Annotated in this window: 17 protein-coding genes; 7 read left to right on the forward strand and 10 right to left on the reverse strand. The window is 58.9% G+C overall.

Annotated features, from left to right (window positions below; genetic code table 11):
• Positions 1-7: 7 nt before the first annotated feature.
• On the reverse strand, positions 8-1,279 hold the full coding sequence (locus ABI660_RS05870) for a D-amino acid dehydrogenase (protein ID WP_348065900.1): 1,272 nt from the start codon (positions 1,277-1,279) through the stop codon (positions 8-10).
• Between the two features lie 415 nt (positions 1,280-1,694).
• Here ABI660_RS05870 and ABI660_RS05875 point away from each other — a divergent pair, with 415 nt between their 5' ends.
• Positions 1,695-2,006: an extracellular solute-binding protein gene (locus ABI660_RS05875; RefSeq protein ID WP_348065902.1), complete on the forward strand. Its 312-nt coding sequence runs from the start codon at positions 1,695-1,697 to the stop codon at positions 2,004-2,006.
• Positions 2,007-2,291: 285 nt separating this feature from the next.
• On the opposite strand, the gene ABI660_RS05880 is transcribed toward ABI660_RS05875, so the two are convergent.
• Positions 2,292-2,672 carry a VOC family protein gene (locus ABI660_RS05880; RefSeq protein WP_348065903.1) on the reverse strand — a complete coding sequence of 127 codons (381 nt, stop codon included), beginning with the start codon at positions 2,670-2,672 and terminating at the stop codon, positions 2,292-2,294.
• 268 nt (positions 2,673-2,940) lie between these two features.
• Between ABI660_RS05880 and ABI660_RS05885 the strand changes: the two genes are divergently transcribed.
• The 4 genes from ABI660_RS05885 (at position 2,941) to ABI660_RS05900 (ending at position 6,042) form a co-directional block, all read left to right on the forward strand.
• Entirely contained in the window at positions 2,941-3,702 is a 762-nt protein-coding gene (locus ABI660_RS05885) for a hypothetical protein (protein ID WP_348065905.1), read from the forward strand.
• A gap of 21 nt (positions 3,703-3,723) precedes the next feature.
• Positions 3,724-4,380 (forward strand): hypothetical protein, encoded by a 657-nt coding sequence (locus ABI660_RS05890; protein ID WP_348065906.1) that lies wholly within the window; start codon positions 3,724-3,726, stop codon positions 4,378-4,380.
• Positions 4,381-4,452: 72 nt separating this feature from the next.
• Complete coding sequence (locus ABI660_RS05895) at positions 4,453-4,929, forward strand: hypothetical protein (RefSeq protein WP_348065908.1); 477 nt, start codon at positions 4,453-4,455, stop codon at positions 4,927-4,929.
• 264 nt (positions 4,930-5,193) lie between these two features.
• Complete coding sequence (locus ABI660_RS05900; protein WP_348065909.1) at positions 5,194-6,042, forward strand: Bro-N domain-containing protein; 849 nt, start codon at positions 5,194-5,196, stop codon at positions 6,040-6,042.
• A 319-nt stretch (positions 6,043-6,361) separates the two neighbouring features.
• Here the strand turns inward: ABI660_RS05900 and ABI660_RS05905 are convergent, their stop codons facing one another.
• From ABI660_RS05905 to ABI660_RS05915, 3 genes are all read right to left on the reverse strand, one after another.
• A complete protein-coding gene (locus tag ABI660_RS05905; protein ID WP_348065911.1) occupies positions 6,362-7,210 on the reverse strand; it encodes a hypothetical protein in 849 nt (282 codons plus the stop codon).
• Between the two features lie 24 nt (positions 7,211-7,234).
• Positions 7,235-7,615 (reverse strand): VOC family protein, encoded by a 381-nt coding sequence (locus ABI660_RS05910; RefSeq protein ID WP_348065912.1) that lies wholly within the window; start codon positions 7,613-7,615, stop codon positions 7,235-7,237.
• A gap of 173 nt (positions 7,616-7,788) precedes the next feature.
• Positions 7,789-10,842 (reverse strand): metallophosphoesterase, encoded by a 3,054-nt coding sequence (locus ABI660_RS05915; RefSeq protein WP_348065913.1) that lies wholly within the window; start codon positions 10,840-10,842, stop codon positions 7,789-7,791.
• A gap of 311 nt (positions 10,843-11,153) precedes the next feature.
• Here ABI660_RS05915 and ABI660_RS05920 point away from each other — a divergent pair, with 311 nt between their 5' ends.
• The gene (locus ABI660_RS05920) at positions 11,154-11,609 is read left to right on the forward strand and encodes a hypothetical protein (protein ID WP_348065915.1); all 456 of its coding nucleotides are present in this window, start codon (positions 11,154-11,156) and stop codon (positions 11,607-11,609) included.
• Between the two features lie 217 nt (positions 11,610-11,826).
• Positions 11,827-12,162: a four-helix bundle copper-binding protein gene (locus tag ABI660_RS05925; RefSeq protein ID WP_348065916.1), complete on the forward strand. Its 336-nt coding sequence runs from the start codon at positions 11,827-11,829 to the stop codon at positions 12,160-12,162.
• 112 nt (positions 12,163-12,274) lie between these two features.
• On the opposite strand, the gene ABI660_RS05930 is transcribed toward ABI660_RS05925, so the two are convergent.
• From ABI660_RS05930 to ABI660_RS05950, 5 genes are all read right to left on the reverse strand, one after another.
• Entirely contained in the window at positions 12,275-13,459 is a 1,185-nt protein-coding gene (locus ABI660_RS05930; protein ID WP_348065934.1) for an MFS transporter, read from the reverse strand.
• 230 nt (positions 13,460-13,689) lie between these two features.
• A complete protein-coding gene (locus ABI660_RS05935; RefSeq protein WP_348065918.1) occupies positions 13,690-14,109 on the reverse strand; it encodes a response regulator in 420 nt (139 codons plus the stop codon).
• Between the two features lie 146 nt (positions 14,110-14,255).
• Positions 14,256-14,855 carry a DUF4142 domain-containing protein gene (locus tag ABI660_RS05940; protein WP_348065919.1) on the reverse strand — a complete coding sequence of 200 codons (600 nt, stop codon included), beginning with the start codon at positions 14,853-14,855 and terminating at the stop codon, positions 14,256-14,258.
• A gap of 268 nt (positions 14,856-15,123) precedes the next feature.
• Positions 15,124-15,825, reverse strand: a complete 702-nt coding sequence (locus ABI660_RS05945) for an SPOR domain-containing protein (protein WP_348065920.1) — start codon at positions 15,823-15,825, stop codon at positions 15,124-15,126.
• Positions 15,819-16,688 (reverse strand): biotin--[acetyl-CoA-carboxylase] ligase, encoded by an 870-nt coding sequence (locus ABI660_RS05950; protein WP_348065922.1) that lies wholly within the window; start codon positions 16,686-16,688, stop codon positions 15,819-15,821. Before ABI660_RS05950 ends, ABI660_RS05945 begins: the two co-directional genes overlap by 7 nt.
• Between the last annotated feature and the right edge of the window lie 59 nt (positions 16,689-16,747).

Consider the following 16,747-nt stretch of genomic DNA (forward strand, 5'->3'; position numbering starts at 1 on the left):
TCCGATGTCAGGAATTGAGGGTTGCGCCGGCATACCGCTGCGCTGCGTAGGGATGCGCGGGCAGGGCCGGCTGCTTTCGCGAGATCAGGTCGGCCGTGATTTGCGCCGAGCCGCAGGCCATGGTCCATCCGTACGAGCCGTGGCCCGTGTTCAGGTAGAGGTTGCTGTGCCCGGCGCAGCCCAGGACTGGCGGTCCGTCGGGTGTCACGGGCCGCAGGCCGCACCAGAAGTCGCCCTGCGCGAGGTCCCCGGCCTGCGGGAAGAGCGCCCGGACGGCCGTCTCGAGACTTGCCCTGCGGGCTGGCCGCAGGGCCAAGTCATAGCCCGCCAGCTCGGCGATTCCGCCAGCGCGAACGCGGTTCCCCAGGCGGGTAATGGCGACTTTGGATGTTTCGTCCAGAACCGTGCTGCATGGGCCCGCGGACTCGTTCAGCAGGGGCATCGTGAGCGAATACCCCTTGAGCGGGTAGACCGGGATGTTGACGCCGACCTTGCGCAGCAGCGTCGCCGAATGGCTGCCGAGCGCGACGACGACGGCATCTGCTTCGATCGGCCCGATGGTCGTCTCCACATGCGTGATTCGACCCGAGCCGCGGACCAGCCCGGTGACGGTGGTACCGAAGCGGAACTCCGCGCCCGCTCGGATCGCATGCTCCGCCACTGCTTTGGTAAAAGCGAAGCAATCGCCGGTTTCGTCGCCCGGCAAGAGAAGCCCGCCTTCGATGTGCTCCTGGCTGAATGCGAGGCCCGGCTCCGTGCGGATGCATTCGTCTGCACTCAACAGGCTGTGGGCGATGCCGAGCCTCGCCAGAACCGCCATGTCCTTCGCGGCGGCACGCATTTGCTCGGGTTTGCGGAACAACTGCAACGTTCCAAGCGTCCGCTGCTCGTATTCCAGTGACAACTCTGCGCGCAAGGTCTGGAGGCATCCCAGGCTGTAGCGCGCCAAGGCGACCATGGCTTCCTTGTTCGCGGTGTAGCGGTTTACTTCACAGTGTTTCCACCACAGGTGCAGCCAGCGCAACATGGCCAGGTCCGGTTTGGGCCGGAACTTCATTGGCGCGTTGCGGAGGAACATCCATTTCATCGCCTTCAGCGGAAGGCCCGGACCGGACCACGGGCCGGCATAGCCCACCGTGACTTCACCGGCGTTGGCAAAGCTGGTTTCGGCTCCCGGTCCCGGCTGACGCTCGACCACCGTCACCTGATGGCCGAGTTTTGCCAAGTAATAGGCCGTGGTTACACCCACGACGCCCGAGCCAAGAATCAGAATTCGCATCGAACGCTTCACCTCTGCAGTACAGCTATGTCACTTCACCAAGGGTGAGTCACAAACCACCAATTGTTTACTATAGGAAATATTATTCTCCAGTAATCAACTTTTAAATTCAGTAAAAACCCTAATAAATAGGCTCCCATATTGTTGAAATGACTACGTCACAGAAGAAGTTTCTGGCGCCAGCGTGTGAAGAAGCGAATTTTCTTATGTCGCTAAATTTCGTATAAGAAATATTCAGGAGAGACAAGTGAACTTCAAGATGACTATTGCCACTCTGCTGAGCGCCTGTGCCGCAGCTTGCATGGCAGGGGAAATCACCTTCACCAGCTGGGGCGGGGCCTACGCTCAGGCGCGAAGTCGCGATTGCGAGCGCCTATAACGGCCGTGTCTACGCAGCTACGCTGAGAAGTGCTCCATGCGTTTCATGTGGGATGGCCAGTTGTTGAACGTCGAAGGCTTCGCCATCGTCAGGGACACAAGGAACCTTGACGCGGCGCGCGAATTCATCCGATCTGCGACCAATCCGAAGGTCATCGCAGCCATGGCGCCGCTTACAGCCTATGGCCCGACAAGGAACTCGGCCCTGAGCCTGATCGACCCTGTCATGACGCAGGTTCTGCCTACCGCCCACTGGTATCGCAGGCGTTCACTCACGGTCTCGCCCGAATGGTGGGCAGTGCATGGCGAGGCTATCCAAAGGCGCTTTGCCGTCTGGCTCACAAGCTGAGGATCGCATCGCTGGCGCGCGATGGCGGCCAATGGCTGGTACAGGCCGACTGCGAGACTTATGAAGCGTCGGTCCGCGGCCTGCCATTGCCCGAACGCATCGCCGGCTTTAGCCTGACCGAAGCGTGCTGTTCCGGTGCGCCTGCTACGGGCGCCTGCCTGCATGCCTTAGGATTCAGACGCCAAATCAGCCTCTAGCCCTTATCCAGCGGGCGCAAACCGCTATCAAATCAGGAGTATCTGCGCCCTGCCGTGGTGTTTGTGTAGGTGACTTGTCGCCGCCCGCTCAGGCCGCCGGCCGGTGCAGCCCACAAAGCTTGTTGCCGTCCGGGTCGCGCAGGTAGGCCAGGTAGAGCTTGCCCACGGAACCATCACGAAAGCCCGGCGGCTCTTCACAGGTGGTGCCGCCGTTGGCAATGCCCGCCGCATGAAAGGCTTCCACTTGTTCGGGTGATTCCATCTTGAACCCGATGGTGCTGCCATTGCCATGGCAGGCAGACTCGCCATTGATCGGCGTGGTGATGCCGAACGAGCCGCCCTTGCTGCGGTAGAAATAGCGGTTCTTGTTGGCAACGCCAGGGCCAATGCCCAGCGTGCCGAGCACGGCGTCGTAAAACTTCTTTGAGGTTTCGAGGTCGTTAACGCCGACCATGACATGACTGAACATTTTTTATCTCCTTGGGATGCCCGGGGGCGGAATGGAAGGGGCATGTTACTTGGGGGCCGGCCCGGGCCTGAAAAGGTTTGGAGCTACGCGCCAGGCGGGCTGTGCGCAGGCGGGAGTCGGCGTGAGGTGCCTCGGGGTGTCAGCCATAAGGTTGCATTTAGCTTCAGAGATAGGGCGGTGTGTGGTGCAACGCACACGTTTTGAATGGTGGAAGGCTTGTAGCTTGAAAACGTCTGCGCCCGCCCGGGATGGCGACCCTAAACTCCACATGTCACAAATTGTGTGGCTCTCTTTTGGAATCTTTATGACCAATTTGTTGATGGGCCGCTTTGCGTGCCTGACCGCCTTGCTCGGCTCGCTGCTCATCACTGGCTGCGCCACCAAATTCGAAAAGCAGGCCTTCAACAATGAAGCCTCTGCAGGCATCAAGAAAATTGCTGTTCAGCAATGGAACGACCTCGACGAGTATGGCGTTCGCGTGCTCAATCATCCGGGCGCGAGTTTTGGGCTGGTGGGAGCGCTTGTCATGGCCGCGGATACCGCCAGCAAAACCAAAAAAGTTAACGACTTACTGGACCCAAAGAACACCAAGCTCACCACCGACTTCTATGCAAAAGCATTGCCAGGCCTTCGTCAGGCCGGTTATGAAGTGGTCGCCGTGCCCGTAAAGCGGGGCGCCAAGCCCGTCGATACCAAAGAAGCCGTTCGAGCCATGAAAGGCCAGGACGCCTTTCTTCTCTTAACGTTCGAGGCCGGATACCTCGCAGCGGGCGCGTCCACTGCCTACTACCCCTTTGTTGCCATGACGGCGGAACTTAACGACAGCAAGTCCCAGGCTGTTCTGTACAAAGAGGCCTACCACTACGGCTACAACAGCGGCAACAAGGATGTCGTCCACATTGAGGCCGCGGCCGATTGCAAATTTACCGACATTGACAATCTAGTAGCCAACATTGACAAAACCAGGTCATGCCTGGCTGCCAGCGTGGATATTCTGGTCAAGCAGATGGTTGCCGACCTCAAGAAATAGCCGCTCACTGACTTTTAAATCATGAGCCAACTTTTCATCCGTGTGGCAGCAGCGGCATTTCTGGCCGGTGTTCATCTCGCGGGCAACGCACAAGACCTTGCCCAGGTTGCCTCGCCGGACGCGGTCAGCGCTGCGCAGCCCATCGCGACATGCTGCCAGCAGTTAAAAACGCTCGCAAGGTTGCCACTGCCGCTTGAAAGAACCGAGCTAAAGCTCGACGAAAAATCGCCGGCCCATAACTTCGGACAAGGCGCGCAAGCGTTTCTGCTGCTGGAGCTTCCAGCCTACACAAAGACTTACGCCGTCACCATCAGCAACGTCCCGCAGGCCCGGAGCTCATTCAGCCGCAGTGAACTGACGCAACTTGCCATGCGTATCGAAACGCTTGACGCTGACTTCTTACCGGTGAGGGTCTACCCGCACACCGGCATGAAAAAGCGCGGCAACGGGTACGACAAGACAGTTTTCATCAACCCGTCTAACCAGAACGAGCGCTACTTGCTGGTCTATGGAGCGCTGAACGCAGAACCTGAGACGCTCACCCTGTCCAGAACCGACGTGGTTTTTGTCGGCACTGGCTTTTTCATCGGCGGCATCGACAACGCGCTCACTGTAAGAGCGGCAAGCAGCGGCTTGCTCGTCGTGGAAGCAAAGGGCTTGCAGGCCGGCAAACCTTAGGCGGGACTCCGGGTGGTGGTTGCCCTAACTCGCCCAACATGCGTCCAGTTAATCCACCGGCAAGGCCACGCCATGCTGACCGGTGTGCTGGGCCTGCTTTTGCTTTTGTTGGCGGGAAGCGCCAGCGCCCAGACCGCTGGCTTTGACGCGGGAAACTATTCGGTTAAAGGCAGCGGTGGGCAGGCGCAACTCTTCTCGGTAGAAAACACGAAAGACAAATGGCTGGTCAAGAGCAGCGATCCGAATTTTGTGATGCTGAAGATCGTCTGTGTGTCCGGCTGCGACTACCTGCCCATGACCGAAGAGCGCACACAACAACTGCTTCCCGCGCCCATCCGGCAAAACCTGGACATGCGCTGTATTGCCAACATCGGTTTCGCCTTGTGCAAGATGACGTCTCGACCATTGCGGGAGTGCAGGGATGCCAGGGCGGGCGAGAGCTGCCGCATCGGCCCGCCCAACGCGCCGGGCAAGCCGCTGTACGCGATGTTTTCGCTGTTCGCTCCCAATGTGGCGCTGGTCCCCCTGATGCGTCTGGACAGTCCCTGAGCGGGGGCGTCTACTGATTGCTCACGATCTTTGTGCGCAGGCGCCGCGCACTCAAACCGCAGGCCGGAACAGTCCGCAGAGCTTGTTGCCGTTGACGATGCCGGCCGCGGGGTTGTGTGCTAATAGGCCGCTGGCCCTTGTGAAATAAGCGCAAGAAGCTATCAAAAGCAGAGCAAGTCAGGTTCTGGGGAATGCTGTCGATATACTGTGCAAAAATACAGTATTCGCCGCGCGGCACGGTTGCTGCCGCTCCAAGGGGTCGCCATGAAAGTTTCGCCTGCCAGCTTTGACGGTCAGTCCATCCGACGCGTGTATGACGAAGCCACCGAGACCTGGTGGTTCTCGGTGATTGATGTGGTGCAGGTGCTGACGGAGAGCAAAAGCGCCAAGCGCTATTGGTCAGACCTGAAGCGCAAGCTGGCGCAGGAGGCGGGCTCCGGGCAACCGTACGAGGAAATCGTACAGTTGAAACTGACCGCGACAGACGGCAAGCAGCGGGAAACCGATTGCGCTAAGGCCGCCACGCTGTTGCGCATCGTCCAATCCATCCCCAGCCCCAAAGCCGAGCCCATCAAACTCTGGCTGGCCAAGGTCGGTTATGAGCGCATGCAAGAACTGGCCGACCCCGCTTTGTCGCTCAACCGCGCCCGAGACACCTGGCAGCAGCACGGTCGCAGTGACAAGTGGATTGCCCAGCGCATGACGGGGCAGGAAACCCGCAACAAACTCACTGACTACTGGCGCGAACACGACATCAAGGCCGGGCAAGAGTTTGCCGTGTTGACCAACATCATTCATCAGGAGTGGACCGGGCTGAGCGTAAAGGACCACAAATCAGCCAAGGGCCTGGGCAGCCACAACCTGCGCGACCACATGACCGAGGCCGAGCTCATCTTTACCGCGCTGGCAGAGCTGTCCACCCGTCAGATTGCCGAAACGTCAGACGCGACCGGTCTGGGCGAAAACAAAACCGCCGCCAAAGCCGGTGGCGGCATTGCCAAACAGGCGCGACGGCAACTGGAAAACCAAACTGGCAAGTCGGTGGTGTCGGGTGAAAACTATCTGGCGCCTGTGGCCACCAAAAAGTCTCTGCACAGGCCGCTGAAAAAATAGACGCGATTGGCAAATGCTCGGCAGACACGGCGCTGCGGGATATCAATGATTTGCTGGCGCATGGGGTGTTGCGGAAGCTAGAGGGTGGGGGGGCGCAGTACGGGGTATTCGTTGGTCAAATAGTACTGTAGCCCTCGTGGAATGTGCGCAAGTCGCTATCGATATAAGAGCAACTTTCAGCGTGCCGGCGCCTAAATCGGCTTGGAAGTGTCGCGATTCGGATATTGCGACGGCTTATTTGTCTCGATAATTGTTGCGCGTCATTTGAAGTGGAAATAGATGACCGGTTGCTGATAGTCGAGCGCCCAGCAAAGCCCGGTCAAAGTTCCCCAATAACTTTAACGGTGGCATCCTGAAGGGGAACGCGGCGAACGTCTCCGTTACGAGGGTCGAAAAGAATTACCGCGCTTGTTGTTGCGAAAATCACCCGCCCGCGATCAATTTCTTCTTTGGCGCGAACGATGGCGATGCAGTGCGCCGCATAGGTTTTTAGGCTTGCGCTTGGGGCGGGCTTTGCTGCCCTTTTAGCAATCAGGGCGTCACGATTTAAAACCGGCATGCAAACCGTTGGACGGATGACCCAGTCATCGAGATAAGCTTTGCCGACGGTTAATCCCACGCTCGGGATTAAAGCTAACAAAGCGCAGAGAAATACCAGAGCTACCAAGCTGAAGGCCATTAAAAGTGGCGTACCGATAACCAGGCCTAGCGAGCCTGCCAGTATAGCCAGCGTCCTCAAAATGCGCGGATTGCGCGTGAAAAATCCATTTATGCCATCACCTGAACCAGCACGGCCGGTGAGGTTTGATAGCCATGGCCTTGATTTTCTGATGATGACGACAATCAGCCGCAAGGTCAAAGCGCTGACTATGGCAAAAACAACGACCGCCACTGTCATGGGCCAAGTAGTGGCCCATAACTCTCGGACTGCATTCCATATAACCGAGAAGTTGAAGCTGTCGGCAAGTATCTGCACAACAGCCCAGCAACCCAGATTGAAAAGCTCGAGAGTAGAACTGAATGTCAGAGGATGAGGAAGCCCAAACCTGGTTTGAACGGCAAGCGCCACGCCATAACCCAGCAACGCGAGCACGATGCCACTGACGGACGAAATGGAAACCACGACCGCCAACCAGTTGGTGGCTTGCTTATGTACGGTAACCTCCACTGGCGGTGTCCTTGAGCGGGTTAATCAGGCCGCAGGCCGGTGCAGCCCGCAAAGTTTGTTGCCATCCGGGTCGCGAAGGTAAGCCAGGTAGAGCTTGCCCACCGAACCATCACGAAAGCCCGGCGGCTCTTCACAGGTGGTGCCGCCGTTGGCAATGCCCGCCGCATGAAAGGCTTCCACTTGTTCGGGTGATTCCATCTTGAACCCGATGGTGCTGCCATTGCCATGGCAGGCAGACTCGCCATTGATCGGCGTGGTGATGCCGAACGAGCCGCCCTTGCTGCGGTAGAAATAGCGATTTTTGTTGGCAACGCCCGGGCCGATGTCCAAGGTGCCGAGTACGGCGTCGTAAAACTTCTTTGAGGTTTCGAGGTCGTTGACGCCGACCATGACATGACTGAACATTGGGTTCTCTCCGTGGGTGCTGAGGAAGGGAAAAGGATCGCGAGATAGGAGTTCAATGCTGAATGGGAGGCCGCGAGCCCTTAGCCTGCCTCACAACGACTAATCTCTAAAGGGGCGCGACCGATCGCATGAACGCTAGCATCTAGCAGAAGTGGAATGCTGATATCGATACTTCATTTCTGCCTGCTTGACCGCTCATGCTGAAGAGCGAGTTGCCTATTGAGGGTAATTCCAAGTTCTTCACATAGCTTTTGTTTGTCTTTGTAAGGTACCTTGAATAAGTGGAGGTGCCGCAACGCCATAGATCGAAGCAAAGCTTGGGAGAATACGTTGTTTTCAACTAACTTATTCAATTGCTTTAGCTTAGTAAATGCGATCGCTTCCGGAAGGTCGAATCTGTAACTCATTTCAATAAGTGAGTAGCCAAGCGTGCCATCCTTATCTACTACGTTTCGTAAGTTTTCCTTCAGATAAGCGGAGCCGACCGTAGACCCCGCTTTGTGTACGAAAGCATGAGTAATCATCCCAATAATGTCGAATACGATCCGTTTGGAAAGCGTTTTTCGCGCGTCCGACTGCAAATCCGGCCGGCGTTCTAAAAGCATCCTCTCAACGTGCCCTGCCATTGCATCGGTATTTTCCAATAGGACGATTGTGGTGCCACGTAAACCGCGAAGGGCGCTCTGCAAGATCTCCTCAATTAGCGCTTCTTTCACTGGATTCTTTGTCGTTCCATAATGATTCTTAAGAAACTGGCCTAAAATCTCCATCCCACGAAATAAACGGGTAACTGCAGCAAAGGCGTCAGTTCCTGATTCACCTTCCTCTTTGGCAGGTTTAGAGTCCTCTGATCGATCCTGCTCTTCGCGAGCCTTGGATCTAGCATCTTTAGTTGATTCCTCGTGATAAATGAGCTGCGGTGCAGAATCTACTAGCTTGTTTAGTAGCGCAACGTCGGTCACAAAATCAAAAACTGGTGTTGTCTCGAAGCATCGCGCCAAAGCGTCGGCAATTTTCTCGTAAATTACTGGACTGCGAGTGTGATGGCTAGTGAAGAGAAGTATATTTGCATTGTCCCGTAAGTGTAGATCTTCGCAGAGAACGTTAATGACTTGTTCGATTGCAGGTTCATGAATTCGGTCGGCCAAGTACTGCCCAAGAAAGTAGTAATAAAGGTACGGGTACTTAAACTCAATTTCTCCATCGAGCTTCGCGAGAACACCTGCCCGTATCAGCTCTCGCATTCGACGTGCGAAAGGAACCGGAGTGAACTCGCTGCTAAATGCAGAGTTAAATCCCTCGAGTTCGTTTTCGGACAGTTGTCTTTTCCCTGATGAATGAATAAACCAAGCCAGGTTTGCGCAGTAATTGAACACCTCGCTCCATTGCTCTCGCTCTATCTCTACTTCTTGTAGTGCAGAGGTAACCAAAAATTGATAGTAGTGCCCAAATGCGCTGTTCTGCAGATCGGCTGTTCGTCCAGATTCGATGCTTTGCAGAAGCGTAAGTAGAAAAATTGGGACTGAGGGAACAAACTGTCGGCCGACTGCAGTTGTCAGATCTTTCTCCCATCTATCGATAGTCGCTGTCCACTTCGCCGATGACTCGTCTTCCTGTCCTCCGATCTCCGCCCACTTGCATACAAGTTCAAAGCGCTTTTTATGTCCAAATTCTCTAACCTCATACTGGGTAAATTTGTGAAGCGCTTCAACTCGATCAATGGATAGCAAGTCCATTGCTGCCGCACCTTCCTTCGCAGTCAGAATAATTGCTGAAAAGTACCCAAACAGCCCGTTAAGACAACGCGAAAGGACTTCCGGTGAAAGCGTGCAGGCGTCGATATCGTCAAGCAGCAGGACTCGCTGAGATTTTGATTCCTGTAACCAGCCTTGATGCGCTCCTCGAACGTACTGTTTTTCGAGCGCGAACTTGAGGGCCTTGAGGGTTTCCCTTTGATGCGTTTTGGTGAACCAAGAACCTCGAAAATAAAGGGGAAGATAGCCCCGGCCGTAATAGCTTGAGAAATACCGTCGCAGGAGCGTACTTTTTCCGCTTTTTTCATCTCCTCGTATAAAAACGCCAGAATTCAGATTTTCAATGTCTTCCAAATATGCCCCTGAGACCTGCTTCTTCACAAGGCTCGGATCATCAAGGCATAGGAGCTCTGGCCAGACAAAGATGTCTTCAATCGCCAAGCTCTTCTTGGCACTGTGACTAAAATTTGCGCCTGGATCAGATAGTGACGAGGAAAACTCTTTAGTGAGCTCGTAGCTTGGCCTGCCCTTCACGGGCAAAGCACGGAGTGATCCCCACTCCTCGTTATCCACCTCGGCGATATACCGTTTGCCATCCCAGCTGTAAAGTTCGGTGCTGTACTGCTCCGTTTTTACGTCGACGATAACGATGTTGAATGTTGATAAGGCGGGCTCTTTTGCTTCGAAGAGCACCCCGCCCTCAATAAAGATGCTAGGTGAGCTCTGCAAATCTGCAACCTCTCCAACATTCTGAAAGTGCTCATGCCCTGTGAAGATTATGTGGCTCTCGCGACGGACTGCCGCTTGAAATGCTCGATAGTTAGATTGACCAAACCAGTTGAACGGGTGATGGAGGAGAGTGATTGAGAGGCCGCCGAGCTTGTCAAAAGTGAAGGGGACAATTGCAGTAGGTGGGTAGATCAATGCCCCTTGCTTTTCTTTGAGTTCAGACATCCATGCGACGTTTAGGCAGCGAATTCCAACTCGTGAGCCTGCAACGTTAATTGATGTTTGCCACAAAAGTCGATTATCGAAGGCCCACTTGTGGGACGACACTCGCGCGCGAAAGGCGAAAAATTGATCCTGAACCGAAGATGCGGTTTTGATTAGTGATTCAGACGGTTCGACGCCTTCAAGTTGTCTGACTCGGCTAATCACGGCTTCTCTAGTGTCATCGTGTGCCGAAAAGTCGCAATCATGATTGCCTGGGCATACGAATACCTCAATTTGCATGCTTGGACTTTCAGAAAGGATCGCTTTCCTAATTTCCGTCAGCATGGTTTCCACGAGAGCGTATTGTTTTTCCGTTCCGCTCCACGCGATGTCACCTGAGAGAATCAAAACTATCGTTTGAACCTCTGGCAATCGTTGATAGGTGGTCGACGCGATATCGGCTGGTCGGGACAATATGGCGTCGGCGGCGCTTTCCACATGAATGTCACTCAAGTGAATAAACATAATTTTTGCTGACATCCTCGCTCCGTTCTGGTTGTAGTACACCGATTAGCGGGAGACTCTAACTTCTGCCGCAACACTTTGCGACAACATCATCGCCGCTAATCGATTCAGGAACCACGAGTCGCCGCTGGAGGAGTAACGGAATAGCACTTGTGGGGTGAAACCCTAGGGTAAATAAATCACAAGATCGCCAAATGCAGGTGATGCTCGAAATGAGGAGTTAAATCCCGGCACGCCGCCGCAGGCGCCAAGCTGTGTCGCCAGCGCGCTGATCACAAGCCCTTCTCCCACAAGCGCTGCCACGCCCCCGGCCCGATAATTGCGTCATGACCGAGATGCAGACCCAAGCCACCACCCCCGACATCGTTTTGCCCAACGGGGGCGATGTGACGGTGGTGGTGGTGTCTGGGTCAGCGGCTGTCGCCGCCGAGCAGGTGTTTGACCCCCACAGCACCGCGTACTTCCAGACCAGGATGAAGCGGGCGCCTGTCTGGTTTGTCTCCATCGTCGCCAGCAACCACCGCGAGACGCACCGCTTTCGCGAAGAGCTGGCGCATATCAAGGGGGCGTGGCCGCTGCTGATGAAGCAGCGCAAGGGCGGCACTTGGACGCCGGAAGAAAAAGTCCGGCTCAAGGCCATGGTGCGCTCGGCCTCGTCGGTTAGCCCTTACCTGTTCATCTGGGCGATTCCAGGCTCCATGGTGCTGCTGCCGTTTCTGGCCTGGTTTCTGGACAGGCAGCGCAAAAAGCGCGCCGTCGAGCGCCGCCGCAACAAGGAATAGGCCAAGAGGCGGCAGACTGCCCGCCGCGCCTAAAAAACAGAGCGGCTGCTGCGTTTACCAGGACCTGCAGGGCGCGGGGTGCGCTGGTCAAGCCCGTCCTACACGGCAGCAAAGCGATGGCTGACGGGGCCGCCGCTGATGCGGTTTAAGGTAGTCAAAGACCGGGTCAACCCGGCCGCTGCCCCCAGCCATATTCCACCCCTCCAGGAGACCTCTCATGCCCCACCAGAAATACAAAAGCTGTATTGAAGCCTGCCATGCCTGCGCCGTGGCGTGCAACCATTGCGCGGCGTCTTGCCTGCGCGAGCCGGATGTGAAAGCCATGGCGCGTTGCATTGCGCTTGACATGGACTGCGCCACTTTGTGCATTGCGGCGGCAGACCTGATGGCGCGCGGCAGCGCGCATGCCGAAGCTGCCTGTGCCTTGTGCGCAGAAATTTGCGATGCCTGTGGCGAGGAATGCGCCGCCCACAACATGGCGCACTGCCAGGCCTGCGCGCGCGCCTGCAAACGCTGCGCCGAGGCCTGCCACGAAATGGCGGCCATGGCCTGATGCCACCCGGGTGGTGTGCCGCTGCTCTGATGAAAGTTCATAAAAAACGACCTGCAGCCCAATAGATACGGGCGCAAGCAGCTATAAAAACAATAGTAAATGACGAATACAGTCAGGCTGATTTTGGCGGGCCGGGCAACAGCCTGAACCCCAGCGCACCCGCCGCCAGCAGCGCAGCAATGCTGGCCAGCACGGCGGTGAAAGGTTCCATGCCGCGCGCCGTGGCCATGGAAGCGACGACGCCGGTGAACCATTGCATGGCGGCGACGCCAAGGAAGATGGCCATGGTGAAGACCGACATGGCACGGCCCGTCATGGCGGCCGGGTAGGCTGCGCGCACATCGGCGTACTGCAGGATCATGTAGCCCGACAGCAGGCCAATGGCTATGGGTGCCGCCACGTCGATGAGGGCACTGTGCGTAAAGGCAAAGCCGGCGAACAGGCCAGCCAGCAACAGCGTGAAGCCGGTGAGCCAGCGGCGCCGCGTGGCAGGCCCGGGGTCAAGCCGGCCAAACAGCGGCGGCCCGGCCAATGACACCAGCGACATGACCAGCGCGACGTTGCCGCTTTGCACCAATGAGAAGCCGTGCCGCTCTATCAGCAGCGGCCCCAGCCACAGGCCGCGCACCGAAACAAATGAGGCGTAGCCCACGCTGGCCAGCAGAAGAATGCCCCAGGTGTGCGGCAGCGTGAACAGCGCGCCAAAGCCGGCGAGCGCCTGGCGCACGGACTCCTTCTTTTTCAGCGCATCCATGGGGTGCGCGGGCTCTTGCACCAGCGCCCAGATGAGGCCCCAGGCCAGCACGCCCCAGCCGGCCACCACCCAAAAGCCCATGCGCCAGGAGCTGGCTTCTATGAGCCAGGCCAGCGGCGTGCCGGTGAGCAGCAGGCCGATGCCGCCCAGGCTCATGGCCAGGCCCGAGATGGCGGCAAAACGGTTCGCTGGAAAATACCGCGCAATAAACACAGTGCACACCAGGAAGGTTGGCGCGCAGCCAATGCCGATGAGCACCTGGCCGGCCACCAGCATGTTGAAACTGGTGGACAAGGCAGACACCGCCGCGCCGGCAATGGCAATGGGAAAGGCGGTGAGCACGGTGCGCCGCACGCCATGGAGGTCAATGCCAATGCCCATGAAGAGCTGCATGGCACCGAAGGCAAAGTGAAAGGCGCCGGCAAACAGGCCCAGCGCCTGGGCGTCCAGCGCAAACTCGGCCTGCAGCGGCGCGGCCATGATGGCGGCCACGGTGCGCACGGCCTGGCTCAGCGAAAACGCGGAAACCAGCGCAAACAGCATGACCCAGATGGCGCGCGCGGGCGTGGCGCGGGGGTCAGGCGGGGTGGCTGCGTCGAATGCGTCGGGTGGGGCGGAAGAGGCGGACGGTAGCGGTGCGGCGGCGGTCATGGCGGTGAGGGTACACGACCGGGCTGTATTTCGCCGGGCTTGCCAAGGGCGGCCGGGGTTGCGCCGGACTGGGCCCGCCTGGAAGGTTTCGCTACTTCCGGATTGCGGTACTAATGCAAGATCTAATGCAAGGTGCCGGCCGGGGCCGGCGGCAGCAGTTGGCCGTCCAGGCTGGCGGCGTATTCCTTGCAGAAGGCTACCAGTTCTTCCAGGTCGGCGGATTTGTCGAACACCTTGTCGGCGCCGAGCTGCAGGCAGCGGTCGGTGATGTTCTGGTGCTTGTAGCTGGTCAACACCACCACCTTCTGGCTGGGTTTGCGGGACTGGCAGTCGCGGAGCACACCAAACCCCGAGCCTTCGGTGAGAAACAGGTCAACAATGGCCAGCTGCCAGTCGTCGTTGCAGGCACGCAGCCATTGCCTGGCGGCAGTCTCGCCGGCGGCATGGCCGATGAAGCGAAGAGGCGCTATTTCTTCCATGGCCTCAACCACGGTGTCGCGTATTTCGGCCTTGTCTTCGACAAGGAATGTGCTGAGCAACATTGAAGTCCTTAGGTGGACTCCACACGGTAGCGTAGCGCCGCCCGCGGCGCCGGTCGTCTACAGACGTGTTGCCGTGTAGGACAAGTCCGACAGGCGAGGGGGCCGCGACGGGCAGCTGCCCGGTAGTCGCGTCTTTTTGCGTCTTTTTACTTCTTCTGCGCCACCATCTGCCGGGCGGTGTCCAGATGCTGCCGCATGGTGGGCAGCAGCTTGCTGGCCAGCGCTTTCACTTCGGGGTCCCGGGTTTCGCGCTGGGCTTTTTGCAGCAGCGCAAGCGTTTGCGCGTGGTCGTTGACGCCGGCCTTGCGCATGTACTGCCCGTCGAAGGTGTCGGCGGTTTCTAGTTTCAGCTCAGTGCCGGTGGCCTTGTGCTGCATGTTGGCGTCCTTGGGGATGGTCATGCGTTTGCTCAGGGCCAGGTGTTCGATGTCCTTGAGCGCGGCGCTGTGGTCTTCGATCAGCTGCTGCGCAAACTTCTGGACTTTCGGATTGGCCGATTTCTCAAGCGCTGTTTTGCCGGCCTCGATCTCGGCAATGCTGGCTTGCGCCAGGTTTTCAAGCAGCGGCTGGTCGGGGTGCGCCGGCTGGCTCAGGCCGCCGATGGCGGTGCCTGTGCCTTGCGCCGAAACAGGCGCCGCGCTCAGCGCCAGTGCCGAAACAGCGGCGAAGAGCAGCGCCAGGGCGATGTAGCGCGCGGCTCGCCATGGCCGGGGGTGGAGACGGTGGAGGATGGGGTTGAAAAACATGGGGAAGAGCTCCTTGAACGGACGAGCGGCGGCGCTCACGCCGAGCATGGCGGAGCGCGCGGAGATGCAGGGTTCAAGGCTCGCCCTTCAGGGGGCCGCGCGGCGCCAGTGCTTGCCGGTTGCGGCTGTAGGACAAGCCCGGCACAGTGGCACTGAAAGTTTCAAGCAAAAAGTGGCGACAGCCCTTATGGGACAGGCGCAAGTTGCTATCAAAAATGGAGTAAATCCGGCGCCGGTGTGGGTGCCAGCCCCGCACTAGGGCTCGGCACTAAGGGCAGGTGCGCAGGTTCTTGCCTTCGAGCTGCGGCTTGAGCGTGTCGAGCTGCGCGCGCAGCTCGGCATCGACCGCGGCGAGCTTGAGGATCTGCCCGCGCGTTTCGGCGCGCTCTTGCGCCACGCGCGCGGTGCGCACGCCCTTGGCGGCGACGCGTGTGAGTTCTTTTTCGGCATCGGCCTGCAGCGGAAAGCTGGCCAGGGCCAGCCCGGGGGCGAGGGCTTCGTTGTTGACCGCGCGGAAAGACACACCGAGCTGGCGCAGCTCGCCGCGCTTTTTGGCCATGGTCTCGTCGGTGGTGTATTTGCCCATGTAGACAATCCAGCGCGCCGGCTCGACGCTGCTTTCGAACTGCCAGCTGCCGGCGGGCAGCGCGCTTTGCAGGCTGGTGCGCAGCACGGCGGTCTGCTGCTCATTGAACAGGCCAGCCTGCAGGCATTCGGTGGCGGTGGTGTCGGTTGACGACAGTTCTTCGCTGGCTCCCGGGGTCGGCCGGCGGGGAGGCGCCTTGTTTTCCAGCTCCCTGGCTTCCTCGGGCGTCAGCAGCCGGACGGCGTCGGGCCGGATTTGCGTTTGCATGCGCTGAGGCTCGGTTTGCACACTGGGCACCATGCCCAGCGGAGCCAGCGCACCCTGGGTCCAGGCGAAGTAGCCGATATTGGCCAGCGCCAGCAGCAACACCAGCAGCCTCAGCATGTGCGCGCGCTGCCTGGGTTGGGGGGCGCCACGGGCCGGACGCTGACTTCGGAGCTGGTGATTTCTTTCATGCCAGCCGCAGTATGCACCAGCAGCGCGCCGTTTTCGCCAACGCCGTGGGCCACGCCCTGGGTACCGTCGGAGAGCTTCACCACGCGCCCGGCAAGCGCGTCACGCGCCCCGAAACGCGCCTGGAAGGGCGTGAAGCCGAACATGCCAAAGGCCTGCACCGCCTGCACCAGCGCGGGCGCCACGCGCAGCAGGGTGTCGGCCACGTCGATGCCGGGCAACAGGGTCTGCAGGGCGCCGGGCGCCAGCGCGGCGGGCTGGTCAGCCGCGGCGGCGGGGAGGGGCCGGGCCATGGCGCGCACATTGATGCCGACACCTATCACCACGTAGCGCAGCTCGCCCCAGTTGGCGGTTTCCACCAGGATGCCGCCCAGCTTGGACTCACCGCCGCGCGCATCGGCCAGCCACAGGTCATTGGGCCATTTCAGGCGAATGGCGGGGGCGGCGGGGTTGCCGGGCTCCAGGCTTTCGGCAATGCTGATGCCGACGGCCAGCGACAGGCCGGACCAGTCGGCCGGCTGCAGGGGCAGGCCGAGTGAAAAAGTCAGGCTGTCACCCGCGTTGCTTTGCCAGCTGCGCCCCATGCGCCCGCGCCCGGCGGTCTGCTGCTCGGCCACCAGCAGCACCGGCTCGGCGGCGGTGGGGCCGGCACTGCGGAAGCGCCGCATCAGCTCGGTGTTGGTCGAATCAATCTGCGGCAACACCTCCACCGTGAAGCCGGGCAACACGGGCGCCACGGCCTCCCAGATGGCCTCGGCGGGCCAGCGGATGGGGGCGGTGGGTGGTGTGCTCATGGGGCGGCGTGTGGGCTCTGTTCTGTCATCCCGGGCTCGATCCGGGAGCCATTGCTGCT

The organism is Polaromonas sp. (assembly GCF_039930745.1).
In the GTDB taxonomy this organism is placed as follows: Bacteria; Pseudomonadota; Gammaproteobacteria; order Burkholderiales; family Burkholderiaceae_C; genus Polaromonas.